26 protein-coding genes, 3 tRNA genes and 2 pseudogenes are annotated in these 26,957 nt (G+C 61.0%); 10 read left to right on the top strand and 21 right to left on the bottom strand.

Features of this window, described 5'->3' with window-relative positions; translation table 11 throughout:
* Positions 1–28 precede the first annotated feature (28 nt).
* The 3 genes and pseudogenes from BL8807_RS12000 to BL8807_RS06840 form a co-directional block, all read right to left on the bottom strand.
* Positions 29–184: pseudogene (locus BL8807_RS12000) on the bottom strand (relaxase); the annotation flags it as partial.
* A 103-nt stretch (positions 185–287) separates the two neighbouring features.
* A complete protein-coding gene (locus tag BL8807_RS06845) occupies positions 288–563 on the bottom strand; it encodes a ribbon-helix-helix protein, CopG family (RefSeq protein ID WP_072725035.1) in 276 nt (91 codons plus the stop codon).
* 14 nt (positions 564–577) lie between these two features.
* Positions 578–832 (bottom strand): hypothetical protein, encoded by a 255-nt coding sequence (locus BL8807_RS06840; RefSeq protein WP_072725033.1) that lies wholly within the window; start codon positions 830–832, stop codon positions 578–580.
* A gap of 172 nt (positions 833–1,004) precedes the next feature.
* Between BL8807_RS06840 and BL8807_RS06835 the strand changes: the two genes are divergently transcribed.
* Positions 1,005–1,922, top strand: a complete 918-nt coding sequence (locus BL8807_RS06835) for a glycosyltransferase family A protein (RefSeq protein WP_072725031.1) — start codon at positions 1,005–1,007, stop codon at positions 1,920–1,922.
* A 487-nt stretch (positions 1,923–2,409) separates the two neighbouring features.
* On the opposite strand, the gene BL8807_RS06830 is transcribed toward BL8807_RS06835, so the two are convergent.
* Positions 2,410–2,481, bottom strand: a tRNA-Glu gene (locus BL8807_RS06830).
* Between the two features lie 254 nt (positions 2,482–2,735).
* Positions 2,736–3,593: a tRNA (guanosine(46)-N7)-methyltransferase TrmB gene (gene trmB / locus BL8807_RS06825; protein WP_083570157.1), complete on the bottom strand. Its 858-nt coding sequence runs from the start codon at positions 3,591–3,593 to the stop codon at positions 2,736–2,738.
* Positions 3,594–4,003: 410 nt separating this feature from the next.
* Between trmB and galE the strand changes: the two genes are divergently transcribed.
* The 4 genes from galE (at position 4,004) to BL8807_RS06805 (ending at position 6,490) form a co-directional block, all read left to right on the top strand.
* Entirely contained in the window at positions 4,004–5,014 is a 1,011-nt protein-coding gene (galE, locus tag BL8807_RS06820) for a UDP-glucose 4-epimerase GalE (RefSeq protein WP_072725029.1), read from the top strand.
* A 367-nt stretch (positions 5,015–5,381) separates the two neighbouring features.
* Positions 5,382–6,008 carry a DUF4190 domain-containing protein gene (locus BL8807_RS06815; RefSeq protein ID WP_072725027.1) on the top strand — a complete coding sequence of 209 codons (627 nt, stop codon included), beginning with the start codon at positions 5,382–5,384 and terminating at the stop codon, positions 6,006–6,008.
* A gap of 286 nt (positions 6,009–6,294) precedes the next feature.
* Positions 6,295–6,368, top strand: a tRNA-Asp gene (locus BL8807_RS06810).
* 46 nt (positions 6,369–6,414) lie between these two features.
* Positions 6,415–6,490, top strand: a tRNA-Phe gene (locus BL8807_RS06805).
* Positions 6,491–6,970: 480 nt separating this feature from the next.
* On the opposite strand, the pseudogene BL8807_RS12205 reads toward BL8807_RS06805, so the two are convergent.
* The 3 genes and pseudogenes from BL8807_RS12205 to BL8807_RS06795 form a co-directional block, all read right to left on the bottom strand.
* Positions 6,971–7,253: pseudogene (locus BL8807_RS12205) on the bottom strand (hypothetical protein); the annotation flags it as partial.
* A gap of 373 nt (positions 7,254–7,626) precedes the next feature.
* Positions 7,627–8,043 (bottom strand): hypothetical protein, encoded by a 417-nt coding sequence (locus BL8807_RS06800; RefSeq protein WP_072725025.1) that lies wholly within the window; start codon positions 8,041–8,043, stop codon positions 7,627–7,629.
* A gap of 144 nt (positions 8,044–8,187) precedes the next feature.
* The gene (locus BL8807_RS06795; protein ID WP_226847291.1) at positions 8,188–9,798 is read right to left on the bottom strand and encodes a glycoside hydrolase family 31 protein; all 1,611 of its coding nucleotides are present in this window, start codon (positions 9,796–9,798) and stop codon (positions 8,188–8,190) included.
* On the opposite strand from BL8807_RS06795, the gene BL8807_RS12255 reads away from it, so the two are divergent.
* Positions 9,739–10,245, top strand: coding sequence for a hypothetical protein (locus tag BL8807_RS12255; protein ID WP_226847289.1), 507 nt, complete (start codon positions 9,739–9,741; stop codon positions 10,243–10,245). The two genes, BL8807_RS06795 and BL8807_RS12255, sit on opposite strands and share 60 nt — an antisense overlap.
* A 23-nt stretch (positions 10,246–10,268) precedes the next feature.
* Here BL8807_RS12255 and BL8807_RS06790 read toward each other — a convergent pair whose 3' ends face one another.
* The 7 genes from BL8807_RS06790 to BL8807_RS06760 form a co-directional block, all read right to left on the bottom strand.
* A complete protein-coding gene (locus tag BL8807_RS06790; RefSeq protein ID WP_072725022.1) occupies positions 10,269–11,087 on the bottom strand; it encodes a carbohydrate ABC transporter permease in 819 nt (272 codons plus the stop codon).
* A gap of 3 nt (positions 11,088–11,090) precedes the next feature.
* Positions 11,091–11,960 (bottom strand): carbohydrate ABC transporter permease, encoded by an 870-nt coding sequence (locus tag BL8807_RS06785; protein ID WP_370737545.1) that lies wholly within the window; start codon positions 11,958–11,960, stop codon positions 11,091–11,093.
* A gap of 86 nt (positions 11,961–12,046) precedes the next feature.
* Positions 12,047–13,438: an extracellular solute-binding protein gene (locus BL8807_RS06780; RefSeq protein WP_072725019.1), complete on the bottom strand. Its 1,392-nt coding sequence runs from the start codon at positions 13,436–13,438 to the stop codon at positions 12,047–12,049.
* A 216-nt stretch (positions 13,439–13,654) separates the two neighbouring features.
* The gene (locus BL8807_RS06775; protein WP_072725017.1) at positions 13,655–14,647 is read right to left on the bottom strand and encodes a LacI family DNA-binding transcriptional regulator; all 993 of its coding nucleotides are present in this window, start codon (positions 14,645–14,647) and stop codon (positions 13,655–13,657) included.
* A gap of 155 nt (positions 14,648–14,802) precedes the next feature.
* A complete protein-coding gene (locus BL8807_RS06770) occupies positions 14,803–15,327 on the bottom strand; it encodes a low molecular weight protein-tyrosine-phosphatase (RefSeq protein ID WP_072725015.1) in 525 nt (174 codons plus the stop codon).
* 85 nt (positions 15,328–15,412) lie between these two features.
* Positions 15,413–16,072, bottom strand: coding sequence for a dihydrofolate reductase (locus tag BL8807_RS06765; RefSeq protein ID WP_072725013.1), 660 nt, complete (start codon positions 16,070–16,072; stop codon positions 15,413–15,415).
* A gap of 73 nt (positions 16,073–16,145) precedes the next feature.
* Positions 16,146–16,946 (bottom strand): thymidylate synthase, encoded by an 801-nt coding sequence (locus tag BL8807_RS06760; RefSeq protein ID WP_193057510.1) that lies wholly within the window; start codon positions 16,944–16,946, stop codon positions 16,146–16,148.
* A 298-nt stretch (positions 16,947–17,244) separates the two neighbouring features.
* Here BL8807_RS06760 and BL8807_RS06755 point away from each other — a divergent pair, with 298 nt between their 5' ends.
* The gene (locus BL8807_RS06755) at positions 17,245–17,658 is read left to right on the top strand and encodes an OsmC family protein (RefSeq protein WP_072725009.1); all 414 of its coding nucleotides are present in this window, start codon (positions 17,245–17,247) and stop codon (positions 17,656–17,658) included.
* A gap of 202 nt (positions 17,659–17,860) precedes the next feature.
* On the opposite strand, the gene BL8807_RS06750 is transcribed toward BL8807_RS06755, so the two are convergent.
* The 4 genes from BL8807_RS06750 to BL8807_RS06735 all read right to left on the bottom strand — a co-directional run bounded on the left by BL8807_RS06750 (position 17,861) and on the right by BL8807_RS06735 (position 21,679).
* Positions 17,861–18,901 carry a universal stress protein gene (locus tag BL8807_RS06750; protein ID WP_072725007.1) on the bottom strand — a complete coding sequence of 347 codons (1,041 nt, stop codon included), beginning with the start codon at positions 18,899–18,901 and terminating at the stop codon, positions 17,861–17,863.
* Positions 18,902–19,069: 168 nt separating this feature from the next.
* Positions 19,070–19,786 (bottom strand): C40 family peptidase, encoded by a 717-nt coding sequence (locus BL8807_RS06745; protein WP_072725005.1) that lies wholly within the window; start codon positions 19,784–19,786, stop codon positions 19,070–19,072.
* A gap of 85 nt (positions 19,787–19,871) precedes the next feature.
* Positions 19,872–20,603 (bottom strand): NlpC/P60 family protein, encoded by a 732-nt coding sequence (locus BL8807_RS06740; RefSeq protein WP_072725003.1) that lies wholly within the window; start codon positions 20,601–20,603, stop codon positions 19,872–19,874.
* A 122-nt stretch (positions 20,604–20,725) separates the two neighbouring features.
* On the bottom strand, positions 20,726–21,679 hold the full coding sequence (locus BL8807_RS06735) for a CHAP domain-containing protein (RefSeq protein WP_072725002.1): 954 nt from the start codon (positions 21,677–21,679) through the stop codon (positions 20,726–20,728).
* Positions 21,680–22,046: 367 nt separating this feature from the next.
* Here BL8807_RS06735 and serC point away from each other — a divergent pair, with 367 nt between their 5' ends.
* Positions 22,047–23,192, top strand: a complete 1,146-nt coding sequence (gene serC / locus BL8807_RS06730; protein ID WP_072725001.1) for a phosphoserine transaminase — start codon at positions 22,047–22,049, stop codon at positions 23,190–23,192.
* A 39-nt stretch (positions 23,193–23,231) separates the two neighbouring features.
* The gene (locus tag BL8807_RS06725) at positions 23,232–23,486 is read left to right on the top strand and encodes a DUF2530 domain-containing protein (RefSeq protein WP_072725000.1); all 255 of its coding nucleotides are present in this window, start codon (positions 23,232–23,234) and stop codon (positions 23,484–23,486) included.
* Positions 23,487–23,766: 280 nt separating this feature from the next.
* Here BL8807_RS06725 and BL8807_RS06720 read toward each other — a convergent pair whose 3' ends face one another.
* On the bottom strand, positions 23,767–24,879 hold the full coding sequence (locus BL8807_RS06720; RefSeq protein WP_226847520.1) for a sensor histidine kinase: 1,113 nt from the start codon (positions 24,877–24,879) through the stop codon (positions 23,767–23,769).
* Between the two features lie 375 nt (positions 24,880–25,254).
* Between BL8807_RS06720 and phoU the strand changes: the two genes are divergently transcribed.
* Positions 25,255–25,935: a phosphate signaling complex protein PhoU gene (gene phoU, locus BL8807_RS06715; protein WP_072724998.1), complete on the top strand. Its 681-nt coding sequence runs from the start codon at positions 25,255–25,257 to the stop codon at positions 25,933–25,935.
* Between the two features lie 183 nt (positions 25,936–26,118).
* Here the strand turns inward: phoU and BL8807_RS06710 are convergent, their stop codons facing one another.
* A complete protein-coding gene (locus BL8807_RS06710; RefSeq protein WP_072724996.1) occupies positions 26,119–26,859 on the bottom strand; it encodes a phosphoglyceromutase in 741 nt (246 codons plus the stop codon).
* Between the last annotated feature and the right edge of the window lie 98 nt (positions 26,860–26,957).

Genomic DNA, 26,957 nt, shown 5'->3' with positions numbered 1-26,957 from the left:
TATACCCCCTAGGGGGTCGGGGGTCGTGCTCCATCGCCCGGCAGGCGCGTTGCACCTTCCTATGGTCGTTGAACGGGTTGTACCAGCCATTATCCTTGGCGAGTTGCACGACAAGATGCACATAATTGTTGCCGTTCCGGGACAAGCCGTGACGGACCGCCGCCCAGGTCACACCCTCGCCGTCCGCGTGGGTCATACCCACCGAACGCGAACAAATTGATAACACATCACAACACGTGTGCAGCAGGACGTTCGAGATGCGTCAACGGCGTGACTCCGTGTTCGCCCTAGGCATATGCGAGTTCGCGGGTCAAGGTTTCGCGTATGAACTGGCTGCGCGTCTCGCCCCTACTCTCGGCCTTCGCATCAAGCGCGTCACGCTGGGAACGGGGAACCCTGAACGTGATGCTCACCAGTTCCTCGTCGCTGAGCGCGGGCCTGCCCTGCGGTCGTACGATCCATTCTCCCGGAGTGCCGGGATAGTTGCCGGCCTCGGCCTGGTCGGCCAAGCGGTCGAAGTCGGCGTCACTGAGCGTGACACCGCCTTTAAGCCTGTAGTCCATGTCGGCCTCCTTTCCTAAAGATCCAACTCATTTGCCATTTTCCGGGTCAGCTTCATAGCGTGATAGACGATGAAGCCGCCATCCTCCTGCTCGGCCAGCAACAGTTCGACCAAGTTGCCCGCCTCGTCGGGGCCAGCCGCCGCATAGATGCACGGGATGTCGAAATTACGTCGTCTAATGGCCTTGGCGTTGCGCCAGGCACACTGGATGTCATCTTCCGACAATCCGTGCTTCAGGGCACGAGGCAAAACGATCACATCGTCTCCCATCGCGCCTCCAAACACTCAGCATATGTCTTACGATATTGTAACACAAAAACATAAGACATGATTGAGGAGTATCAGTAGTTGCCGGCAATGCAGTTCGGGCGCGCATCGAGGTGGCACGAAACCGCCGGGGCTGACGGACGAGTTTGGAGTGGATTCCGCTTACGCTAGTGCTATGAGCAGTGCAAATGGTTCCGTCGATGTAGTCATCACCAGTTTCAACCAAGTCGATTTCATCCGCGAGGCCGTGGAATCCGCGGCCCAGCAAAGCCTACACCCCGATACGATCGTCATCGTGGACGACGGATCCAGCGACCCGGCTTCGCTGGACGTGCTGGCGCAGCTGGAGCAATCAACCGTCTTCCCTGGCATCGCGTTGAAGGTCATCCGCCAGGCCAACGCCGGCCCGTCCGCCGCGCGCAACACGGGCATCCGCGCCACGCACGGCGATTACGTGTGCGTGCTGGACGGCGATGACCGGCTCCTTCCGACCTTTCTGGAACGCACGGCCGCCATGTTGGACGCCGATCCGATGGCCATGGCGGCCTCCGGCTGGATGGCGACCTTCGGAGTCATGCAATCCGTGGTGCGGCCGACGGGCGGCCGCATCGAACGCTTCTTGGCCCGCAACTGTTGCCCGGCCACCTGTCTGATCCGACGGAGCATGTGGGAGCGATGCGGCGGTTACGACGAGTCGATGAGAAGCGGCTTCGAGGACTGGGACTGCTCACTGTCATTGTTGGAGGCGGGCGGCGAGGGCGCGCATGTGGCCATCGTGGACGAGCCGCTGATCGAATACCGCACGGCGCCGGCCTCCCCGAACATCACCAGCATGAACCGACGGCTGGAACTCATGCGCTTCATCATCAACAAGCACCGCGAAACCTACCAAGCTCACATGGCCGACGCAATCTGCGGCGTGGAAGCCATCTCCATCGAACGGCTCAATATGTGGGAGCGCGCGGTGCAGGCATGCCCCGACTTGGCATCCTCCCCATCCGCCGAACCCCACGCGGCCGAATTCATGGCCCACCCCTCCTACGGCGACGGAGGCATGGCCGCCGCCGTACGCCTCCGCTCCGCCGGCGTATAGCACATGTAGTCGCCATGCGGCCATGCCGCATAACGGCTGATAAGGTAACAGGCGGAATGCAGAGATTCCAAGAAAATGCCGATGCAACTACCAAGTTGTTCACGCACATCGCATTCCCGAGACCAACGAGCTAGATTGGTCGAGTTCCCCCAACGGGCATTGTGGACAATATCCCAAGATGATTTGAGTTCTTCAAAACGTTGCCGCAAGCTCGCCATGCCTATGCTCCCGGCAAAAGTGTTCAGCATCTTGGAGTAAGAGCCCATCGCTCCTATCGGTTCCCCTTTCATGTTTCTTTCGGCCCCGTTTCGAATTAAGACAGGTACTACATACCATCAAAGTCGTTCGACGCTTGTATGCATGCCTCCGCTGTGACTTTGCGCGGCTTGGATGTGTGGTGCTGTTGCGGATCCCTCCGGCTGGTGCAACCCGTTGAAAACAAAAAGGCTCCTGTCGAATCACAATGATGGCGACAGGAGCAAACCGGTACCCCCAGAGAGAGTCGAACTCTCGTTGTCAGATTGAAAGTCTGGTGTCCTAACCGTTAGACGATGGGGGCAGACAACTCGTGTTATGTTACACAGCGGCGCTCATGCGCGCAAACACGGCGTGTCGCAGAGTACATTTTCGTATTTAATAATTACCGTTCGCATTCAACAAACACCGCCGACCCTCTTCCCAAAAGCCTTGTATTCCAAGGAAGATCAAGCGGATCCCAGTTTTTTCCATTATAAAAATTCCCCGTTTCCCTACAATAATTCCCGCTTTCCCACAATTCACCCATCGCCTCGCCAGCGACAGTCCCGACGGAACTCACACCTTGCGATAGGTGAAGTCGTGGATGATTCGGCCGGCGGCCAGGCCCTTCTTTTCGAAGTTGGTGAGCACGCGGCCGTCGAAACGCGCGGATTCCTCGAAGTCGGCGTGTGGCATCTCGGCGGCGAGCTCGGCATTGCCCTTGCCGACGTGGCCGGTGGGCAGGCTCACGGTCAGACCGCCCTCGTTGCGCCATCCCTCAAGCCCGTCCATCACCTCGTGCACATGCAACGCGTAGTCCTCGATGTCGGTGGCGATGCGCCACGCTCCCCTATCGGCCAACACGCGGCGGATCTCGCCGGCCAGCTCCTCCTGCACGATGCGGCGCTTGTGATGCTTCTTCTTGGGCCACGGATCGGGGAAGAAGGTCCACACCTCGGCGGCCACGCCATCGGCCATGACCTTGAACAGCTCGGGCGCGTTGACCTGGGCCACGCGGATATTGGGCAGCTCCTGCTTGCCGGCCAGCAGCAGCGTATGGGCCACGCCGGGGTCGTACACCTCCAGCGCGAGGAAATTCACCTCCGGATGCGCGGCCGCGGCAGCCACCACGTTCTCGCCCTGTCCGCTGCCGATCTCCACCACCAGCGGATTGTCGTTGCCCCAGACCTCCCGCACGTACGCCTGGTCGAACACGAATCCGGAGCGCACATCCAGAGACCCCTCGCCGGCGTTGACATCCAGCAGATACCGCTCGGCGAACGCGTCCCATGCACGCTGCAGACGCGTGTCCAGACGTCCGGATCGACGCACGAATGACAGCACCTTGTGCAGCGGATGCCCCGACGGGGTTCCACCCGCCGCGAGGATGTCGTTCTCGTTGGTTTCTGGGGAGCCTGTCGCTCGCTCGGTCATCACAGCTCACTTCCGTAGATGTTTTCGTTCCGTGGGTGCCGTCCCATTATCCACCATGGCCTACCGATTCCCGGAACCACGTCAATCACCGCCGCTTCATCGTCGCGCCAAACGCCCCACCCGCACCGAACAGACCGATCCCCAACCGTCCGGCCGAGCCCCGATCGACCAACCAATCCCGCTCGACCAGCCGATCCTCCGGTCAGCCGTCCTACCAACCGCGTCAAAACCATGACGGCCCCGCATGAGCGAAACCGCCAACACGCCACAAACCCATCACTGCGTGTTCGATTATGTTCATGTGATACACTCAAATTGTTTCAAAAGATAACAAACTAGAGCAAAAGTGAACAGCAATCATATTCCATCGCCACCCACTTTTGCCTACCAACGAAACGAAAGGCCAGCACATGACAGTACTCGTCACAGGCGGATGCGGATACATCGGCGCCCACGTCGTCCACGCGCTTCATCAGGCCGGAGAGAAGGTCGTCGTGGTCGACGACCTGAGCTATGGCAAACCCACCCGCATCGAAGGCGCGCGCCTCTACGGCATGGACATCGCCTCCCCCGACGCGGGCAGCCGCCTCGCCGAAATCATGAAGACGGAGGATGTGGATTCCGTCATCCACTTCGCAGCCCGCAAGCAGGTGGGCGAATCCGTCGAAAAGCCGCTGTGGTACTACCAGCAGAACATCAACGGCATGCTCAACGTGCTGATCGGCATGAAGGAGTCCGGCGCGAGGAAGCTCGTGTTCTCGTCCTCCGCCGCCACCTACGGCGTGCCGCCGGTCGACGTGGTGCCCGAGGACGTGGTGCCGATGCTGCCGATCAATCCCTACGGCCAGACCAAACTGTTCGGCGAGTGGATGGCCCGCGCCTGCGAGGAGCCCTACGGCATCCGCTTCTGCGGCCTGCGCTACTTCAACGTGGCCGGCTGCGGCCCGGTCGAACTCGAGGATCCGGCGATCCTGAACCTCATCCCCATGCTGTTCGACCGTCTGAAGAAAGGCAAGGCGCCCGCCATCTTCGGCGACGACTACCCCACCCCGGACGGCACCTGCGTGCGCGACTACATCCACGTCTCCGACCTGGCCGACGCGCATATCGCCGCCCTGAAGTACCTCGACCGCGACGAACGCAAGTACGACGCCTTCAACGTGGGCACCGGCGAGGGCACCTCCGTGCGCCAGATCGTCGACGAGGTCAAGAAGGTCACCGGACTGCCGTTCACCGAGGCGGTCATGCCCCGCCGCGCCGGCGACCCGCCGCACCTGATCGGCTCCCCCAAGCGCATCAACGAGGAGATGGGCTGGCACGCCAAGTATGACGTGGAGGAGATCGTGAAGTCCGCATGGGAGGCGTGGCAAGCCAATCCGGAGCACCACATCGACGTCGAGACCTGGACGCAGGCCGACTGACGGCCCCGCACGACCAGCGTCCTGCGTTCGACGGAGGCTTCTCCCAACGCGACACGGCCCGACCCCGGAAGCACGGAACCCCGCGCGACCGGGGTCTCCCGATTCAAAGTAAGCCCCTGAACGCATTCGCCAACGGAACCCCACGCGGCCGGGGCCCCACCATTGCGCGGGCGCATACGGACCGCATCTTCCGAGACCGAGGTTTCACCCATCATCCATAAAGCGAACGGGCGGCGAGAATCGTCCGAACGCCACCATCACGCACCCATCGCCCCTCTCGAAGAACCCCACATCACCCGCGCGCCTCCTGTCATCAGCCGTCCACGAAATCGGCGAATAATGCCCGCGCGGTCTATACTTGGAGTGCATGAGCGATACCAACACCTCACCGACGCCTCAGCCGTCGAATAATCCCGAAACCGATTCTTTCTCCGCCAGCCCCGCACAGCCCAATCCCGCATCGGATTCCACAGCCGCGCAGCAGACCGCACAGCCCGTCTACAACTACGAGCAGCCCACCACCGCGCAATCCGCCCCCTACACCCAGCCTTATGCGCAGCCGTATGCCCAACAGACGGCCCAGCAAACCGCCCAAGCCGGCGAGCAGTCGGCCCCGCCCGCATACGGCCAGTACGGCGCGCCCGAGTACGGCCAGTACGCCCAGCCCAACACCGGATACGGATACCCGCCGCAGGGCGTTCCCGGGCAGCAGTATCCGCCGCAGGGAGCCTACTACTACGGACAGCCGCCGACCGAACGCTGGAACGCGCTGTCCATCGCCGGATTCGTCCTGTCGTTCCTGATCGCGCCCGTCGGCCTGATTCTGTCGATCGTCGCACTGGTGCAGATCAACAAAACCCATGAGAAGAGCAAGGGGATGTCCATCGCCGGCATCATCATCGGCGCGCTGGGCACGGTGCTGACCATCGTGCTGATCGCGCTCGTCGTATGGCTTGTCGGCTACTCGGTCGACCATTGGACGACTACAGCGTAACCTGCGACACCAACGGCAATTGCTACTTCTGCGACTCCAGCGGCAGCTGCTACTTCGAAAACGGCGAGTACGGCATGACCTACGAGGAACTGCAACATGCTCGACGGCTACACCCCGTCACTGCCCTCGACCTGATCGGCAAACCCTGATTCCACAAGGCTTCCGGAGTGATTCGGAAGCCTTTTTCATTGCCTGAGACCTTTGCGACACGCCGGGGTTTGCATGAAGCTTGATTATCGGTAATATATCTACTCGTTGCCTCACGGAAACGAGAGAACAACACCAAGGCCCCGTAGCTCAGTTGGTTAGAGCGCCGCCCTGTCACGGCGGAGGTCGCCGGTTCAAGTCCGGTCGGGGTCGCTTGGATAGTAGGAACCCGGTTCGCCGGGTTTTTTTAACTGTTCACGGCTCTGTAGCTCAGTTGGTAGAGCGAACGACTGAAAATCGTTAGGTCAGCGGATCGATCCCGCTCGGAGCCACCACCAAACCTCGCAGAAATGCGGGGTTTTTTGTTTTCCCTCCCCCGCATGGTGCGGTAGCGGTTATAGGCCAAATTGGAGTTATAGGCCAAAATGTGTCTGGTGGTTCCCGCTATTCGGTGGCGTCGAGGTATCGGGCGTCTAAGTTCCAATACCGTTCGGGCGGTTCCAATACCGTTCGGGCGGTTCCAATCATCTCTCGGGCGGTTGATTTGACTCTCGGGCGGTTTCAATACCGTTCGGGCGGTTACCGGATTGGGGATTCCTCGCTGCCGAATCATTCATTGAAATCAAGAATGGCGGAATTTCAACGTTTTTGACTTTTGCTGCTAATAGACAGCAAGGAATCCGCATAAACGCCAACCGCCCGAACGGTATTGAAACCGCCCGAATGGAGGCATGACCGCCCGAACGATGTTGAAACCGCCCGAGTGGGTGGCGTGACCGTGGGCTATAGGCCAACTTGTGTGTCTGGTGGTTCCTGTCATTCGATGGCGTCGGGTATCGGGTGCGGATGTGGAATTCGTTCCGGTCGACGCCGGTACCGTACCGGTTGGGGATGCCGAACGTCTCCCACGCGCCCTGCGGACTTCGCCCCCCCCCCACGCATCCCGCGGATTTCGCGTCCACGCGCGCATATAAAGCGCCTCGGCCCATTCGTCCGCGACCGCGCTGGCGACGAGCCACACCACGCCGCGCGGACGTTCGATGCGTTGGTGGCGCCACCAGCGGATTCCTTGATCCGCCGTATCAGGCACAAGGCGCGGCGGTCGTACGGACTGGTCGATGAAGGGCCGCATGCCGGATCCTTGCACCGTCAGCGGGTCCTTCCCGCCGGGCTCCCACCGTGCCTCTTCGTCCGAGAGCCGCACACCGGGCACAATGGAATCCTCTGCCATCCAGAGAACCACTTTCGAACCCCGCGCACACCAACCGAGACAACCCCAAACGCGTTTCCGGACACACATTCTGGCCGACCTCAAAACGGCGCCAGTCACATTCGAACACCCCGGAACCCAACAGACACAACACACCACGGGCTATCTCAGACACACATTTTGGCCTATCGCCAACAGCACCATGGGCACCACCACACCATGGACCGCACGATGGACAGTTGCGGAACCTGCTCGGAAGAATCAATCCTCCAGAAAATCGATAGCCAGCGCGATGACTGTGACGACCACAAAAATGCTCACACCGACCAACACATGCACGTGAATCACCGGTTCACGAAGAGACACGGCAATACAACCGCCTATCCCCAGACCCACCCCATAGCCGACCCATGTGGCGATTTTGCGACGGGACCAACGCTCCCGCCCGAACATATCGAAAACATGGCGAGTGAGCTGCCGCGCCAGAGCAATCGCCAGCGTGATGAATATCGCGTATTGAATAATGGTGCCTAGAGAAACGACCAGCATTGGCAACGTCGAGTCGACGCACCCACAAATAAGCCCCGACAGCAACAAGCATCCGCACTCAAACGACAGCACGGCGAACAGCACGCCCAGATGTCCGAGGAAACGCCGCTTGAGCGACGCATGCGGCACGGCGGCGATGATTTCATCGCAGAAAGCCTGATATCATCAAGTCGAAGACCTATTCACACGCCAGTCCAGATACGGTGGATGACGACACCGCCGTCATCCACCGTGCGAATAGCCAACAACGTCAAACCGGTCGCCGGGTAACAATCAGACCATTCCGGCCAAACCGCAATCTCGACCATCACGAGCGAACACTGGAACGACGTCCAAAGGCGCATCGGCCGTCACAACACGACCGCCACACCAACGGGTCCCGGTATGCAGCTCCACCCAGTCGACCTGTTCACCACCCGGCAAATACACCTCGCGCGAAGTCGCCCCTGCTTCGACGACCGGCGCGACGAGCAGATCGGAACCGAACATGTATTCGTCACCGACCGACTGAGCCATCTCGTCGTCAGGGAATTCATAGAACAAACCACGCACCAGCGGCTGTCCTTCCTCATGGGCCTGGCGGAACAGCTCACGCAGATACGGCCGCAACATCTCACGCACGCGAATGTATTTGGTCAGAATCCCCTCGACTTCGTCCCCATAACTCCACGGCTCATTATCCGCACCGGATTGCAGCCGAGATGACCCATCCGCAGCGATGATCGTCTCCTTGCCTTTCACGTCATGCAAGCTACGGTCGCCATGGTTGCGCATCACCGGCAGGAACGTGGAGAATTGACACCAACGAATCAGCAGTTCCCGAAATTCATCTGAGTCGATCACCCCGTTATGGAAGCCTCCCATATCGGTGGTGAACCAGGGAATACCGGCCATGCCCATATGGATCGCGCAGGTGATCTGCGTCTTCAGGTCGTCGAAGGTCGATCCCACGTCACCGGACCACACCAGCGCGCCATACCGCTGTGCCCCGGCCCATGCACACCGCGTGAGGTTCACAATGTCGCCCTCACTGCCCAGGGCAAGCTGCCCTTCATAGAACCCTCGATTGTAATCGACAGGATACAGATTACCGACCGTTTCCACCTCCCCAGCATGGTACGTATAGTTTTCGTAGGAGTAGGTGCTCCATTCGGGTTCCGCCTCGTCCAGCCAGAATGCGTCGATGCCGAGATCGGCGTAGTTGGCGCGGCATTTGTTCCACACGTAGCTCCGCGCCTCCGGATTCGTCGCATCGTAGAACTGGCAAGGCTCCACAAACATCATGCCCACGTCCACTCCATGTCGCGCCTTGACGAGCAGGTTGCGCTGCTTCATATCGAAATAGTTCTCGGAGTCGAGACTTACCTGAGGCCATACGGACACCATCACTTTGATGCCCATATCGTGCAGCTGGCGGCACATATCGGCCGGATCGGGCCAGAACTCCTTCTCGAAGCGGAAATCACCCATATGCGGCCAATGGAAGAAGTCGATGACGATCAAATCGAGAGGAATGCCTCGTTCCTTGAAGCCTCGCGCCACCTCCAGCACCTGATCCTGGTTCCAATATCTCAGCTTGCATTGCCAGAAACCCAGACCCCACTCAGGCATGACGGGCGCATGGCCTGTGGCATCGGCGTATTGACGTTCGATCTGTGCAGGAGTCGCGCCCGCGGTCACCCAATAGTCGATTCCATCCGTCGCGTCCGCGCGCCATGTCGTTCTATCCAAACCGAAGGTCGCCCGGCCAACAGCCGGATTATTCCACAGGAATCCGTACCCGCGTGACGATACGACGAAGGGAACCGACGCTTGGGAGTTGCGATGCGACAACTCGAAGGCATGGCCTTTGAGATCGGTAAGCGCTTGCTGGTATTCGCCCATGCCATGCAGATGCTCGTTCGGGTCGGTGTCGAAGGCCACCTCAACGGCGTATCTTCCTCCGGCGAGGCTGGTGAAATCACGAGCTTTGAGCAGCAGCGAGCCGCCGCGTCCAATCTCTTCGAACATCATTCGACCATCCGCGTCAAGGAAGCGCAGTCGACATGCGCAACGTCCTTCCTCGGGTTCATTGGTCTCGGTGGCCTCCACGGTGATAGCCCCGTTATGCAAAGTGGCCACACCTCCCGAAATATCAACAGTCGGACCATTCTCGATGGACGGAGCAGGCAGCAACGCCCAGTCCGATTCGAGATGGGGACGCATCAGGTGCGACCGCACCCGCACGCTATTGCTTCCCCACGCCTCGATGCGCAGATATTCGCCGTCGCCGGTCCAAATCAGCGTCGAGCCTTGGATGGAGAAACCGGAATATGTCTGATTGGTCATTGATATGTCCTTTACGTGGTGTTGTGTCATTTTCCACTTCCGGCCGCAAGCCCTGAGATGAACTGCTTTTGGAAGAGAAGATATACGATGAGCACTGGAATGATGGCGATGGAAGTCGCCGCGAACAGTCCGCCGTAATCGGTGCCGTACTGTCCGCTGAACAGTTTGAGTCCGACCGCAAGCAGTTGCTTGTCCTGATCATTGATCATGAGGAAAGGCCACAGATAGTCCTCCCAGTTCCACAGGAACACGAAGATGCCGATGGCGGACAGAGCGTTACGGCTCAGCGGCAGCATAATGCGATGAAAGATACGGAAATCGCTCGCGCCATCCACCCGGGCGGCCTCGATAATCTCGTCAGGGATGTCATCCATGGCCTGCTTGAGCATGAACACTCCGAATCCATTGACCATCGCCGGCAGGATCAACGCCCAATAGGAATCGAGCAGACCGAAATTCACCATCATGTCGTACTGGGGAATGATGGTTACCGCCCAAGGAATCATCATGGAGCTCAGAATCATGCCGAACAGAAAGCCACGACCGCGATACTTCAGTTTGGAGAAGATATACCCACCGACCGCACTGGTGTAGAGCACGATGGCCGTCTTCACCACACAGATGAACAGCGAGTTACCGAAGAAGCCCATGAAGTTGAAGGTCGACTGAATGTTCGCATAGTTATCCAGCGTGGAAGGTTTGGGGAACAGACTGTCGCTTATCGACACGATATCGGCGTTGGTCGCGAAAGATGAGATGAACATCCACACGAACGGCACGATGGTAACGACGGCGAACAACAACAGGATGGCGTTGAACACCACTATGGCCAGCGTTTTTTTCATGGCCTAGTCCTTTCTCGACGACAATCGCAGACTGACGAACGACAACACACCGGTGATGACGAACAGTACGACGGACATGGCCGACGCGGTGCCGAAGTCGTAGTTGACGAATGCCCTGTCATAGATCAGATAGCTGATGGTATAGGTCTTGTTGCCCGGGCCGCCCTCGGTCATCATCAGGATCTGCACATAGGCTTGGAAATAGGTGATCAGTGAGGTGATGAACACAAACATCGTTGTGGGCCGTATCAGCGGCATGATGATGTGCCAGAACCGCTGCCATCCGTTCGCCCCATCAATTTGGGACGCCTCGAGCACATCGACGGGAACATTCATCAGCGCGGCGAGATACAGTACGGTGGCGTAGCCGAAATCCTTCCATACCGTCATGATGATGATCGCAGGCAAAGCCCACTGCGGATCATTAAGCCAGTTGATATGCACGCCAAACAGCTTGTCAATCAGACCGAACTGCGGATCGTACATCCACACCCACACCAATGAGACGGCGACCAACGGAGTGATCGTGGGCATATAGAACAACGTACGGAACGCCGTTTTACATTTGGCCAACTGGGACCACAGCATCACGGCGATGCCAAGTCCGAGCGCGATGCGGAAGACCACCGCGAAGAAAGAGAAGTAGAACGTGTTCCACATGGATTGCCAGAACAACGGGTCCGTGAGGATGGATACGAAATTCTCCAGACCGACCCAGTCATAGGCACCGGTCATGGGGTTCCAGTAATGCAGGCTTCCCGCGAAGGCTTTAGCGATCGGATAAGCCAGGAACACCAGGAAATTGGCTACGAAGAAGAATACCGCAATGTTTTTGAAGCTCAGGATTCTTCCCAACCGTGATTTCATTGTCATGGTTCATTCCTTGGAATCATCGGCGCTCCTTAGGATGGAATGTCCGCATCGGCGGACGCCCATCCCAGAGGAGGCGCCAAGGCTCGTCATTTCAGTTCGTCGATGTACGCGTACTGCGACTCGACGGATTCGAAGTTGGATTTCTTCAGATCGCTCTGCATGGTCTTCTGACCACCCGTCACTGCATCATCCACGGACATACCGTTGTTGAACACATTCTGGAATACCGTTTTCGCTGTGTTCTCGATGGTGGAGGGCATCGGCCCAGGCCAAATCAGACGGTCGACGCGCGGTTTGACCAGACTGAAGATCGTCATCTGGGACAGTTCCTCGTCATCATTCAAAGAGATCTTCGCCGGGAAAGAGTTCATATTCTTGGACACCGACTTCACATACGTGTCGTCGGCAAGCATGAACCGCACAAGATCTTGGGCGACCTCTTGCTGTTCAGCACTGGCGTTCGCGTTGATACCGATGGTTGACTCGCCGTTGTAACGGTCATAGGCGAACGGAACCTCGTCGCTTGGAGTTGGCGTCGGGAAAATGCCGTATTCGATATCCGGATACTTGGTCGCCAGATCACCCTCGTAGTAACCCCATCGGTACACCATGGCGCTTTGCCCGTTGCCGAAGCTCTTGTCGCCGTCAGTGCCGAAGTCCGTCGAACATACCTGGTCCTCGGCGTACAGATCATGCAGCCATTCAAGGTTCTCTTTGGTGGTGTCATTATCGAAGTTGGCCTCCGTTCCATCTGATGAGAACAGCAGCTCACCCTTCTGGTAGTTCAGCCCCTCGAACATCGAACTGTAACCCGCATCGCCGTTCATGTTAAACCCGCATTGGGTGAGCGTCTCACCATCACGCTTGGTCAGTTTGATGGCGACCTGACGGAACTCGTCCCAAGTGGTCGGGATATCGTCCTCAGTCAGTCCAGCCTCGGCCCACAGCGTCGTGTTGTAGTAGATGTTGCCGGTATTGATGGCGGCGTCGATGTAACGCACGCTGCCGTCGGACACATGCGCCTCCACACCCACGTAGTCCGCTTTCAGATCGTCGACGTCGATATCGTAGGTGGCCAGATAGGGGCTGAGCACCTCGTCATAGGAGTTATGGATGGCAAACACGGCTGGACCATTCTTACCCTTAAGCAACATAGGTAGTTTGGTGAAGTAGTCGGCCCACGCCACATTGACGATGTCGAAGGTCACATTCGGATGAATCTCAGTGTATGCGTCGAAAGCATCAAGCGCGCCATCCGTATCCGGCATCCACGTGTAGTACTGCACGGTGATGGGTTTTCCTTCGTTGACCAGATGGTTCGGATCATAGGTGACGTTGTCCCCAAGCACCGCCAAACCCTTATCGGCCTGGGTGTCGATGGTCCCTTGCGTCTCGTTTGTTCCCGAACCACAAGCGGCCAATGTCAGCAACGCCGTCGCGGAGAGCAGCGCACACGCTTTACTGGCTTTTCCTGTCATGATGACTTCCTTTCCTCAATGCACCTCACCGTGCTGGTATCGGATCGACTTATTGAGTCGCCTCAAGACGTTGACACCATCGCCAAACGTTCCAATTACTTTATTGGACCGGTCCAATAAAGTCCATTGTATATTAGTTCATTCATTTAAGCAAATTGAGGGATCTCAAAGCCGGGCATCTTGGAAGACGCCCGTCGACATGACAGGCCGCTCAGCTCAGCGAGGCTCGATCACCGGAAACGCCACCAGCCTGCGCACCGGCTCCCGACCAGGATCCTCGATGCGAGACACCAAGGTATCAATAACCTCACCGGACAAGCGATCCACATCGGTCTGGATTGTGGCGAACGGCAGTGACATCGATAGACATATCCAACGTGGAGCCACAGCGATCACACCACGTTCATCACACATGCCACAACCCGACGTTGAGAACAGCCGCGGCGCGGCCATAACGACAGGCTCATTGAACAATGCCACCCCGTTGACGTCGCCATAAGTGCGCATCGCGCGTTCAACGACGGACAACGGGTCGGAATCCACCTGCTCCGGCGCCTCCACATGCACTCTCATGCCCAGCCTGCGCGCTTCACGCACGAACGCATCATTGAACCGTGTCACATATCCCATACGCTGTCGGACCAACTGTTCGGGCTTGGAGAACAACACCACATCGTGCCTCCCCAGCTCGTGCAGATACCTCACAGCATCCACGGCCTCACGTTCGTAATCGGAATCCACCACGTCCAGTCCGAGACAATCGTCGGGGCTGCCGAACACCACCGCAGGAACTCCCAATTCGAGTACCATATCGATGCGCGGGTCGTCATCGGACACGTCCATGACAACGACACCGTCGACCCTCTTGGACGCCACCGCCTCGCGGATAGACCGCGCTCCCCCGGCGGCATCCACGAACAGGGCTTCATAACCACGGTCGGAGGCATGCCTTGCCAGAGCGTACATATGCACGCCGGCAGCGGCCGAATAATAACCGCCGGCATCGGGAGCCACAGAGATGCCGATGGTCCACGTTCTAGAGGAGGACAACGAACGGGCCGCATGATTGACGGAATACCCCAACTCCTCGATCGCCCGGCGGACCTTCGCCTCGGTTGTCGCCGTAATCCGCGGATCGTTGTTAAGCACATAGGAGACCGTGGATTTGGAGACTCCCGCCGCCTTTGCGACATCCCTGATAGTGACCACGCCGCCTCCCGTTCCCGAACATCGTCTTCCCTCTTGAGCACCAGCATATCCTCATTCCCAAAGAGTCAGGAACATGCCGGCGGCGCTGTCCAGTCTTTCGGACGACGACGGGCGATATCACACAACGTCGTGGAAGCACCGAAGAGAGGCCCGCGTCACTCCCCCAGCTGTTCGGCGACCCAATCGACGATATGGGGCGCGACGGCCTCAATCTGGTCGATGGCCACCTCGAACTCGCGCATGCCGCCATACCAAGGATCCACCAGGTCGATGGAGTCCTCATGCCCCGGCTTGGGGGTGGGCAGGTTCGGATCGAAGCTGCGGTACATATGCACGCCGTCGCGCTTGTCGGCGGGCAGCTGGCGCAGCAGCGAACGCATATGCGAGGCGGTCATCGGCAGGAACAGGTCGGTGCGTTCGATCTCCTCGGCGGTGATGCGGTGCGCGAAATGGTCGCGCGGAATCTCGTCGCCGTAGCCGCGCTCACGCAGCACACGCACGGCGCGCGAGTCGATCGGATGGCTCCACTCCTCGTCGCTCACGCCGCTCGACTCCACGACCACGCGGTCGGATAGGCCGCGCTCGTCGAAGAAATGACGCAGGATGATCTCACCCATAGGGGAACGGCAGATATTGCCGGTGCATACGGTCATCACGGTGTAGGGACTGGTTTCGCTCATGGTTGGTCAAGCCTCTCGTTTCGTTGCTCGATGCGAGACGCTCCCCTTGTCGCAGACGAGACGACGGGGAGCGTTGCGATGGATGTCAGCGGTTCTTCGCGAAGATGGCGAATTTGTATCCGCTGATGCCGTTCTCAGGGTTCTTCGGTTCCAGCCACAGCGATTCCTCGACCACATGCCACGCGCCGTCCCCGACCAGCGCGGCCACGTCGGGCGCGTAGGTGTCGGCCTCGACCTGGGCGCGGATTTCCGTGACATACGCCTTGTCGGCGAACGGCAAGGCCTCGGCGAACAGCTGCGCGCCGCCGATGACCCAGATCTCGCTGCGGTCGAGCCCGTCGTCCGGAATGGCCTCCTGACGCGCCAGATCCAGCGCGTCCTCGAGGCTGGGAACGACCGTCGCTCCGGGCGCGTGATATTGCGGATCGTGGGAGACCACGATGTTGTCGCGGTTGGGCAGCGGGCGGTACTTGACCCCCAGCGATTCCCATGTGCGCCGTCCCATAATCACCGGATGGGATACGGTCAGTTCCTTGAAATGCTTCATGTCCTCGGCCAGATGCCAAGGCATGCCGCCTGAAAAGCCGATTGCGCCGGCGCAATCATCCTTGTCGCGGGCCTCGGCCCAGATGAGGTTCACCGAGAAGGTTTTGGGGAAGTCGTCGCCCCAGTCCTCGGTTTCGTCAAGCCCGGCGGATCCGGGCTCGGGTTCGTGATAGCCACTGCGGCTACTGTCATGCTCCATTTCATTCACTCCTTGGGCGTGTTTGCAATGCGTTTCAGTCTATTAGGCGGCGCAGACCTCTCGGGGAGGCCGATCAGACCGCCACCGGCGCCTTGATGGTGGGGTGGTGCCGGTAGTCGACGATTTCGAAATCCTCATAGTCGTAGTCGAACAGGGAGTCGGCCTTGCGGATGGCGATGCGCGGATACGGGTACGGCTCACGCCCCAGCTGTTCGAGCACCTGCTCGATGTGGTTGTCATACACATGGCAGTCGCCGCCGGTCCACACGAACTCCCCCGGCTCCAATCCGGCCTGCTGCGCGAGCATCAGCGTAAGCAGCGAGTAGGAGGCGATGTTGAACGGCACGCCGAGGAACATGTCGCACGAGCGCTGGTACAGCTGGCAGCTCAGGCGTCCGTCGGCCACGTAGAACTGGAACAGCGCGTGGCATGGCGGCAGGGCCATATGCTCCACTTCGGCCGGATTCCATGCGGAGACGACCATGCGGCGCGAGTCGGGGTTGTGCTTGACCAGGTCGACCACGTTGGCGATCTGGTCGATGGTGCGGTTTGGATCCTCGGGCGTGGGTGCGGGCCAGGAGCGCCACTGCGCGCCGTAGACGGGGCCGAGGTCGCCGTTCTCGTCCGCCCACTCGTCCCAGATGTGCACGTTGTGGTCGGTCAGGTATTGGATGTTCGTGGAGCCTTTGAGGAACCACAGCAGCTCGTAGGCCAGTCCTTTGAAGAACACGGTTTTGGTGGTGAGCAGGGGGAAGGATTCGGACAGGTCGAAGCGCATCTGCTGGCCGAACAGCGAGATGGTGCCGGTGCCGGTGCGGTCGGATTTGAGCGTGCCTTCGGTCAGGATCCTGCGCACCAGATCCTCATAGGGCATCGGAATATCGGTGTCGGGCCGCGCGGGGATGCGGGAGCGGACGTCGTCGAGCTGTTCTTGTGTCAAAGCCATGCGCTCCAGTCTAGAGCAGACCCGCGAGTGCCGCCATCCCGCAGTCCCGCAGCCCGCAGCCTTTCGAAACCCGAACGCGGCGGAATCAGGAGGATCCGCGGGGTCCCAAGCGAACACCCGTCTCACCGCAGGGCGGAATGCCGACGATTCTTCGCGAGGATGCGGTTAGATTGGAGAAGCGGCGCGTCCATACGCGCCACACACGCCAACACATCAAGGAGGCATTATGGGCAAGCGACTGTGGGTCGAGCGCAATAAGGACGGCAGCTGGGACGCGTTCAGCGACGACGGCGCGCATATCAAATTCGGCAAGGACCGCGGCCAGTTCACGCCGGGCGATCTGATGAAGATCGCGCTGGCCGGCTGCGCGGCGCTGTCCAGCCAGTTCGCCATCGAACACACGCTGGGCGAGGGCAAGGGCGCGAAAATCGTCGTGGACGGCACCTACGACGCCGACCATGACGCCTACATCAACTTCAACGAACAGCTGGTGGTCGACGCCACCGACGCCGATCTGAGCGACGAGGACGCCGCCAAGCTGGCCGAACGCATCACCCGCCATGTGGACAAGGGCTGCACCGTGAAGCACACCTATGTGCAGGAGACCCCCGTGCGCATGGATGTGACGGTTCGCCGCTAGCGGGATGCGCCCCGCATCCCGCTCGACGTGACCATCGTCATGCCGAGCGAAATCGAGGCATCTCATGACCGGTGGGCCGGTGGGCCGCAGATCCTTGCGCCTCGCCACGCTCCGCTCAGGATGACAGGTGAGGACATACGAGAAAGGGGCTTTCCGAACCACACAGTTCGGAAAGCCCCTTTCGTATGCGTATCGTACAGACTCAGCCCTGACGTTCGGGATCGATGGTGGTCTCGATTTCGACGACCGTCGCCGCATCGGCCTTGGCCACCGGCACCTCCTCGACGCCGGAGATGTCCTCCAGGGCCATCGTCGGAACCTCGGCGGGCGAGCTCGGCACGGTGTCGAGACGGGATTCCGCGGCCTCGACGTACTTGCGCGGCACCACATACACCGGGCCGACCGCATGCTGCAGCAGTCCCTGGCTGGTGGAGCCGAGCAGCAGGCCGGTGAAGCCGCCGCGTCCACGCGAGCCGACGACGACCACGTCATGGTCGTAGCTGGCCTTGGTCAGCGCGTTCACGGCCGGACCGGACACGATCTGCTTGTTGATGGTCAGATTGGGATGGCTCTCCTGCAGCGGCTTCAAGCGCACGGACAGATCCTCCATATAGGAGTCCATCACGCCTTCCTCGCCTTCGACGCCTTTCAGGTTCGGCACGGCGGAGAGCACGTCGAGCTCGGCGCCCCACACGTCGGCGAAGTCCGCGGCGATCTCAAGCGCCTTCAGGCCCCACTTGGATTCGTCGGAGCCCACCGCCACCTTGGTGATGGTGTTGTTCAGGTGCATCAGATTGCCGTCGTCGTCGGTGTAGGGCACGACCACGATCGGGCAGTACGCGTAGGCGGGCAGCGACGACGAGGTGGTGCCCAGCAGACGCTCGGCCAGGCCGCCCTTGCCTCGGTTACCGATCACGATGAGGTTGTAGTTGCGGCTCAGCTCCACGAACACGGAGGCGGGATCGCCGGTGACGATCAATGTGGCGGCTTCGACGCCCTGTTCGTCGGCGATGGCCTTGGCCTTCGAAAGAATCTCCTGCGCGTCGGAATGCGCGGCGTTATCGTCCCCCATGGCGGTATATGTGGCATCGAACGACACCGCTGCATAGCTCGGCAGCGAATACGCGCACACGATCTGCAGCGTCAGCCCGGCATGCTTGGCGTAGTTCGCGGCCCACCACGTGGCCTTATAACTGGCATGCGACCCGTCAACACCGACGAGAATGGCCTTGTCGTTGATCATGACGACCTCCTTCAATTATCGACGGCGAGAATGCCGTCCCCTTAGACAACAACAATACCGCCGATTCGTGGAGAAAAAACGCATATTGCGCTGAAAAAATAACGAGCGCCCTCTTTCGAAGGCGCTCGTCGACGAATATGGCGCGAATCCGCGGGTACCAGCGTGGAATTACAGCACTCGGATGTAATAGTAGCTGCTCGGAGTCACCGAAGCGACCGAGGAGATTCCGGTGCCCATCGAGGCGTTCATCGCGTGGATCATCAGGCCGTTGCCGAGATAGATGCCGGCATGGGACAGATCGGTGGAGATCATCAGGTCGCCGGGCTGCGGATCGGACACATGGGTGCCGGCGTTGACCTGGGCGTATGTGGTGCGGCCGATATCCTTGCCGAACTGGGCGAACACGTACTGCGTGAAGCCGGAGCAATCCCAGCCGGAGGGCGTGTTGCCGCCGTACACATACGGATAGCCGGCGAACTGCGAGGCATAGGAGGCCAGCGCGGAGGCGTCGGCGCTGGCGGGCACGGACGGCGTCGCGACCGTGGTGGTGGTCAGAGACTCACGCTGTTGGGAACGGTCGGCGGCCTGCGCTTGGGCGGCGGCCTCTTCCTCGGCCTGGGCCTGGGCTTCGGCGTCCTTCTCAGCCTGGGACTGGGTCTGCGGCACGTCGAGGGATTCGATGGAACCCCAATCGGAGTCCTCTTCCACAGTGGTGGAAACCGCTTCGGCGTAGAGATTCTTCTTCACCGCGGTGGCCTTCGGGAACGAACGGGCGGAAGTGACGGTTTCCGAATCGTCGGCCGTCGCGCTGGGAGCCACGAAGGCGAAAGAGACGCCGCACATCGCAACGGCGGCGCATATCGCTGCTACTTGTTTACTCTTCATCAGGGCACGACCCTACCACCGAAGGAATACACGGCCCACGCGTCGGAAGCGAAACAGTATGTCGTCACTGGCGACACGCCGAGGTCTACGGAATGCGGACGACGGCGGTCAATTTGTTGGTCATCGCGCTGGCCAACGCCACGGTGGAACCGTTCCAGCCGCCGTGAATGGCCTGCCCGTTGCCCACATACAGCGCCACATGATCGTAATGGGCGCCACCGTTCCAACCGCCGGTGTCGGCGTAGATGAGAATGTCGCCGGCCTGCAGGCTGCCGTCGGTGACCACATAGCCTCCGGGCACATTGAGGTAGTCCTCGGGCCAGCCTTGGAAGCTGATGCCGCGCGCGGCGAGGGCGGCGGTCACCAGAGCGGTGCAGTCCATACTCGCGCCGATCAGCGAATACGCGCGGTCGACCGCGGCAGCGGCACCTGACGAGCTGCTGCTGCCGGCGTCGGTCCACGACGATGAGGACAGCGATTCGCGGGAGCTGTTGCGGCTGGCGGCCTGCGCCTGTTCGGCGGCTTGGGCGGCGGCCTCGGCCTCTTCCTCGGCCTGGGCCTGGGCTTCGGCGTCCTTCTCGGCCTGGGACTGGGTCTGCGGCACGTCAAGGGATTCGATGGAGCCCCAATCGGCGTCCTCATCGACCTGCGTGGATGTGCTTTCCACCGTCAGGTCCTTGCGCACCGTGGTGATGGAGGGGAAGGAACGGGTGGAGGTGACGGTATCGTCCGAGGCGGTGGCCGTCGGCACGTAGGCGAAGAGGCAGGCGGCCGCGGCGCACGCGGCGATGGATGAGGAAATCGCAGAAGACTTCATAGAACCGTCACTCTAGCATGACGCGCCGCGCAAATATCCGGCGTCAGGATGTCGGAACAGCCAATCGCTCCTGTTTTGCCCGGCGTGTCGCGACCGGGGTCTCACGGCGGACCGAAGGCGAATCAGTAGTGGATGTAGGTGAACTGCGCCGCCTGTTCGGCGGTGAAGGTGCGGGTGGAAACCACTCCCAGGCCGTTGGCGTTCGATTCGCTGATCTCGATGGAACCGTCCGCGTTCACCTTCTCCACCACGGCCACATGGCCATAGTAGGAATCGGCGTTTTCCTGCCCCGGGGAGAACACCACGACGTCGCCGGTGTGGCGGGCGGTGTTGTCGACCCAATAGCCCAGCGAGGAGGCGGAGACTCCCCAGCTGCGGGCATCGCCGAAGGTGCCGCTGGTGGGAAGGCCGAGCTCGGCGCGGCGCTGGTAGACATACCAGGTGCACTGGCCCCACGGGTACTGGTTGCTTTCCGTGCCGACCGCATGGTTCGGGTCGAAACCGTCGGGCAGCAGGCCGTAGTCCCCGTCCATCAACGCTGCGACGACCGGATTGTTCGCCTGGGAGCGGGACATCAGACTGGTGTCGAGGGAGGACATGTCGCCTAGCTGCCAGTCGCCCTCATTCGAGGTCTGCTGGGTGGCGGCGGTGTCGGAGGACAGCGATTCACGGGCTTCGGAGCGGGAGACGGTGGACGAGGCGCTGGTGATGCGATTCATCTGCGTGGTGGTGGTCGAAGCGTCGGCCAGCAGGGTGTTGGTCTCGTCCGGGTTGGCGAATGCCATCGCGGTCGCCGCGGTGCCCACGAGAGCCGCCAGAGAGGCGGAGGACAGCATGATGTTGCGGCGTTCGGCGGCGCGGGCCGCCTCACGGATGGAACGACGGGTCAACGGAGCGACCTCGTTGAGCTTCTCCGCCACGGCGGGATCAAGCCCCAGCACCACGCCGCCGTTGGCGGCCTGCGCGGCGCGCACCCTACGCACGCAATGGAATCCCTTGCCGGAAGAGAACAGTGCCTTTGCGAAGCTGAACTGCTGGCGGGAACCTGCAGTTGCTTTATGCGCGGCATGCTTCATAGGTCAATCACTCCTTGGGATTTGGGTTCGGGATGCGCACAGCAGGGCGTCACCAAACTCTCTCAATTGGGTACTGTACAACGACCGTTTGTCATTTGTCTATTTCGCAGGGCCCGTCCACCATACCGCAAGGCCCGCCATACCGCGGCTTTCCGGCCGCCACACGGTTATCCACGACGATGCGGAAAGAGCCGTCCCGGCGGCCGTCCCACTCATCGCGACGCCTCCGCCGCGGACGGTGCGTCATCATCGGATCGGCCCGCGCCGACCGTCGCGCCGATCGCCCCAGACATGGCGGAATCTCGTTTTCCTTCCGCCTATCGAGCATCCTCCGCATTCTTCCGACGCGATGATTACCCTTGTTCGTATGCCTATCACAGTGAACATCCCCCAATCCATGCTTCCCGAGGACGGCCGCTTCGGCGCGGGCCCCAGCAAAATCCGTCCCGATCAGGTGGCGGCGCTCAACGACGGCGCCACCACGCTGCTGGGCACCTCGCATCGTCAAGCGCCGGTGAAGCGCGTCGTCGCCTCCATTCGCGAGGGATTGCAGGAGTTCTTCCAGCTGCCCGACGGCTATGAGATCGCGTTGGGCAACGGCGGTGCCAGCGCGTTCTGGGAGGTGGCCTGCGCTTCGCTGATCACCCGCAAGGCCGCGTTCGGCACCTACGGCTCGTTCAGCTCGAAATTCGCCAAATCCGCGGCTCTGGCACCGTTCCTGGAGAAGCCGGCCGTCTACGCGGGCGAGCCCGGCACCTACCGTCTGCCCGAACTCACCGACGAGGCGGACACCTACTGCTGGGCGCATAACGAAACCTCCACCGGCGTGGCGGCCCCCGTTCTCCACGTACCCGGCAGCCGCGAGCAGGGCGCGATCACCGTGATCGACGGCACCAGCGCCGCGGGCGCCCTGCGCGTCGACGCGAACGAATTCGACGTCTACTATTTCTCCCCGCAGAAAGCGTTCGGTTCCGACGGCGGCCTGTGGGTGGCGCTGCTCTCCCCCGCCGCCGTCGAGCGTGCGGCCTATGTGGAGCAAAGCGCCAAACTGGAGGGCTCCCGCCGCTGGGTGCCGCCTTTCCTTTCGCTCACCCAGGCGTTGGAGAACTCCCGCAAGGACCAGACCTTGAACACGCCGGCCGTGGCCACGCTGGTGATGATGGAGAACCAGATCCGTTGGATGAACGGCAACGGCGGATTGGACTGGTCCGCCACCCGTTGCGCGAAGTCGGCCTCCCTGCTGTATTCGTGGGCGGAACGCAGCGAGTACGCGCGTCCGTTCGTCGCCGATCCCGCGGCGCGTTCCAACGCCGTGGTGACCATCGACCTCGACGATACCGTCAATGCGAATCAGGTGGTGGGGCTGCTGCGCGACAACGGCATCGTGGACACCTCCGGATACCGCAAACTGGGCCGCAACCAGCTGCGCGTCGGCGTGTTCCCGTCCGTGGAGCCCGCGGATGTGATCGCGCTGACTCATTGCGTCGACTACATCGTCGAGCGACTCGTCTGACCGTCTGACTCGTCTGCCCCTGCGAGATAAGCTGTCCGCATGAAATTCGCCCCCATCATCGACCCGGCGGCGCGCAAGCCCGCGCCCAAGCCCGTGCGCGTGGATCTGCGCAAGGCCTTCGGCATCGGCACCGGACTGTGGATACTGGCGCTGCTGATCTGCCTGCTGCTGCGCACGCTCGGCATCGACACGCACGACCTCGTCTACGTGTGCGAGGCGGGCGTGGTGATCGGCATCCTTCTGCTGGTGTGGGAGTTCTTCGACCGTTGGGATTACCGCCGTCTGGGCAAGTAGACGACGGTCGGACTCGCCGACGGCGGCCGGCGACGGCGATCGGAACACCGGCAGCCGTCGGCATATACGCCAAAGCCCGCGTTCCACCCGTGAACCGCTTCCCAGTTCTCGGACGGGTTGATAAGCGGCCTGGGCCGCATGCGAACCGCCTCCCCTTGGACGCAAGAACATGGGGAGGCTCTTTTATAGATGGAAATGCCGTCTACGTGTCGGGTTGAGGAGGCGCGCCGTCGAGCTGTATGAAGAGGGACGTGGGTCTTCCGGCGGACCGGCCGGGCGGCTACCGGGCCAGGGGCAGGCTGAGGGTGAATGTGCTGCCGCTGCCGGGAACGCTCCACACCGCCACATCGCCGTGATGGGTGAGCGCCACATGTTTGACGATCGCCAAGCCCAGACCCACGCCGTTTTCCGTACGACTGGTCTGCTCGGTGCCGCGATAGAACCGCTCGAACACGCGCGACTGGTCCTCCTTGGCGATGCCGCGCCCCTGGTCGAGCACCCGCACCATCGCATGGTCGCCGGTTTTGGCGCGTGAAACCGCCACGGACACCGACTTGCCCTGGGGCGAATAGCCGATGGCGTTCTCCACCAGCTTGGTGATGGCGGTGCGAATCTGATCGACCTCGCCGTTGACTATCACGCCCTCGTCCCCATCGACATGCAGACCCACACCCGCCGCGACGGCTTGCGGACGAAGCTGATCGGCCACGTGGCGGACCTGTTCGAGCAGATCGAGACGGTTCGCCGACGACGGGGTGACAGGCTCCTGCGCTTTGATCAGCAGCAGCAGATCGGCGACCATATGGTTGAGTTTCTCGCATGAGTCGCGCACCTGTCGGGCATCCCGCGCGATCCGCTCCTCATCCGCTCCCCCACGCTCCAGATTGTCGGCCAACACCACCAGCGCCTCGGTGGGCCCCAGCAACTGTTCGGACACATTGGTGATGAAGGAGTCGCGCACCTGTCCGAACCGCACCGCATCGCTCACATCGTCGATCAGAACCACCACGAAACGTTCGTTGATGCGTCCAACCGTGACCTTCAGCCAATTCGGCCGGCGCACCGAAGCGGTCTCCACCACGCCCGTGGAGGCGGCGGCCTCGCTGGGCATGCTGATGAACCGTTCCGGCGTGCTGGTGGTCAGGTCGAACATGCGTCGCCCGCCGGCGGCCCGAACCTCATGGACGGCGCGCATCACCTCGTCGATGGCGATGGCGTCGTCCTGCACCACTCCCAAGCGGTAGGCGTCCGGACTGGAACGCACCACCTCGTCCTGCGCGTCGACCACAATCGAGGCCACCGTCAGCATGGACAGCAGCGTCGCCGTATCATCGGGAAGATCCTCCAGATTGTCCTCGTCATCCGGCCGACGCTGCGCCTTGAACCGGCGCATGCGTTGACTGGCGTATTCCGCGACGGAAGCGCCTTGAAGCGTGCGATCCACCAGCGGGCCGACAAGCTCCCATAGTTTCAGCGCAACGATGGCGAACACAGCCAACGCGAACAACGCGAACACGGCGAAGATCACGATGGACGAAAGCGACTGATCGGGCATGGCCTCCATTCTCCCACACTTCGCGCCCCCGTATGCGCGCACGGACGCGCATGATGCCGACACGCGACGGCCAACGTGAATGACGGGTGAACTTCCCGGTGAATATTGCGATAACTTGCGGTGGCTTTTGCTTTTCGGATTGCCGTGTGGGGCAAACGGCTAATACACTGGTACAGGTTGCATATTTTTCACAGCAGGAAAGGCACAAAAGAAATGCGCGTTATTTTCAACGAGGAGATGAAGCAGGTCGCGGACGACCTCGATCGCATGGCGCAGCGTGTGCGCAGCGCGATCAACGGCGCCGGCGAAGCGCTGCTCAAGCAGGACGTCGAGGCCGCGCAGGCCGTCATCGACGGCGACATCGAAATCGACGCGTTGGAATCCAGCGTGATCGACCAGTGCGTGAAGCTGCTCGCCAAGCAGAATCCCGTCGCCACCGATCTGCGCGTGGTGGTCTCCACGCTGCGTCTGGCCGCCACCTTCGAGCGTATGGGCGATCTGGCCCGCCATCTGGCCGAGGCCGCGCGACGCACCTATCCGGCTTCCCCGCTGCCCGCCGAGGCGCAGGACCTGTTCGCCCAGATGCAGGACTTCCTGAACGTCACCGCGGACCGTATGGTGACCATGCTTTCCGACCGCGACACCAAAACCGCCGAGCAGGTCATTATGGACGACGACCAGCTCGACGTGCTGCATCGCCAGACCTTCGCGCTGGCTTCGGATGAGAACACGCCGATGTCCCGACAGCAGGTGATCGACGTGATCCTGCTCGGCCGTTTCATGGAGCGTCTCGGCGACCATGCCGTCTCCGCCGCGCGTCGCGTGGTGTTCATCGTCTCCGGTTTCGATCCGAGCAAGGAGCCGACCCGCGACGAAGGCACCGACATCGACTGATCTCACCGACCGCTTACGGCACATTCCGACGGGGGTGTCACAGCAGGGCTCGTGAAACACCATCGCGCATAGTGTTTCACGAGCTCTTTTGACGTCTGATGTCGGAATGTGCCGTATGGCTGACGACATACGAAGAGGGCGCTCCCAATCGGGAGCGCCCTCTTATGCGTTGTTGGCTTCAGATCACTTCTGGCCCTGGGCGGCGACGGCGGCGGCACCGGCGGCGGCGGCCTCCGGATCCAGATACTCGCCACGCGGCTTGATCGGCTTGAAGTTCTCGTCCAGCTCGTACAGCAGCGGCATCGCGGTCGGGATGTTGACCTTGGCGATCTCCTCTTCGGTGAGGTCGTCAAGCATCTTCACGATGGCGCGCAGGCTGTTGCCGTGGGCGGCGATCAGCACGGTCTTGCCGGCCTTGAGCTCCGGGATGATGTCGGACTCGAAGTACGGCTTCACGCGCTCGACCACGTCGGCCAGGCACTCGGTCTCCGGAACCGGATCGCCCGCGTAGCGCGGATCGCCGTTCTGGGAGTACTGGTCGTTCGGGTCGATCTCCGGCGGCGGGGTCGCGTAGGAGCGGCGCCACAGCATGAACTTCTCGTCGCCGTACTCCTCGCGGATCTCGGTCTTGTTCTTGCCCTGCAGAGCGCCGTAATGACGCTCGTTGAGACGCCAGTTGCGCTTGACGGGGATCCACAGGCGATCGGCCTCATCCAGCGCGACGTTGGCGGTGTTGATGGCGCGACGCAGCATCGAGGTGAAGACGATGTCGGGAAGGACGTTCTTCTCCTTGAGCAGACGGCCGCCGTTCTTGGCTTCCTCGACACCCTGCTCGGTCAGCGGGACGTCGACCCAGCCGGTGAACTGATTGGTTTTATTCCATGCGCTCTGTCCGTGACGGAGCAGTACTAGTTTGTAAGACATGGCTTTAGTCTAGGCGACCTCGGAGACGAAACGCAACAGAATTCCGCCCTGTGGCGCAACGCATCCGTCGGATTCCATATGACAGGCACGAGCCATAG

The sequence above is a fragment of the Bifidobacterium lemurum genome, assembly GCF_014898175.1.
GTDB classification, from domain to species: Bacteria; Actinomycetota; Actinomycetes; order Actinomycetales; family Bifidobacteriaceae; genus Bifidobacterium; species Bifidobacterium lemurum.
The sequence above is the reverse complement of the archived record's forward strand: the minus strand, read 5'-3'. Positions and strand labels throughout refer to the sequence as shown.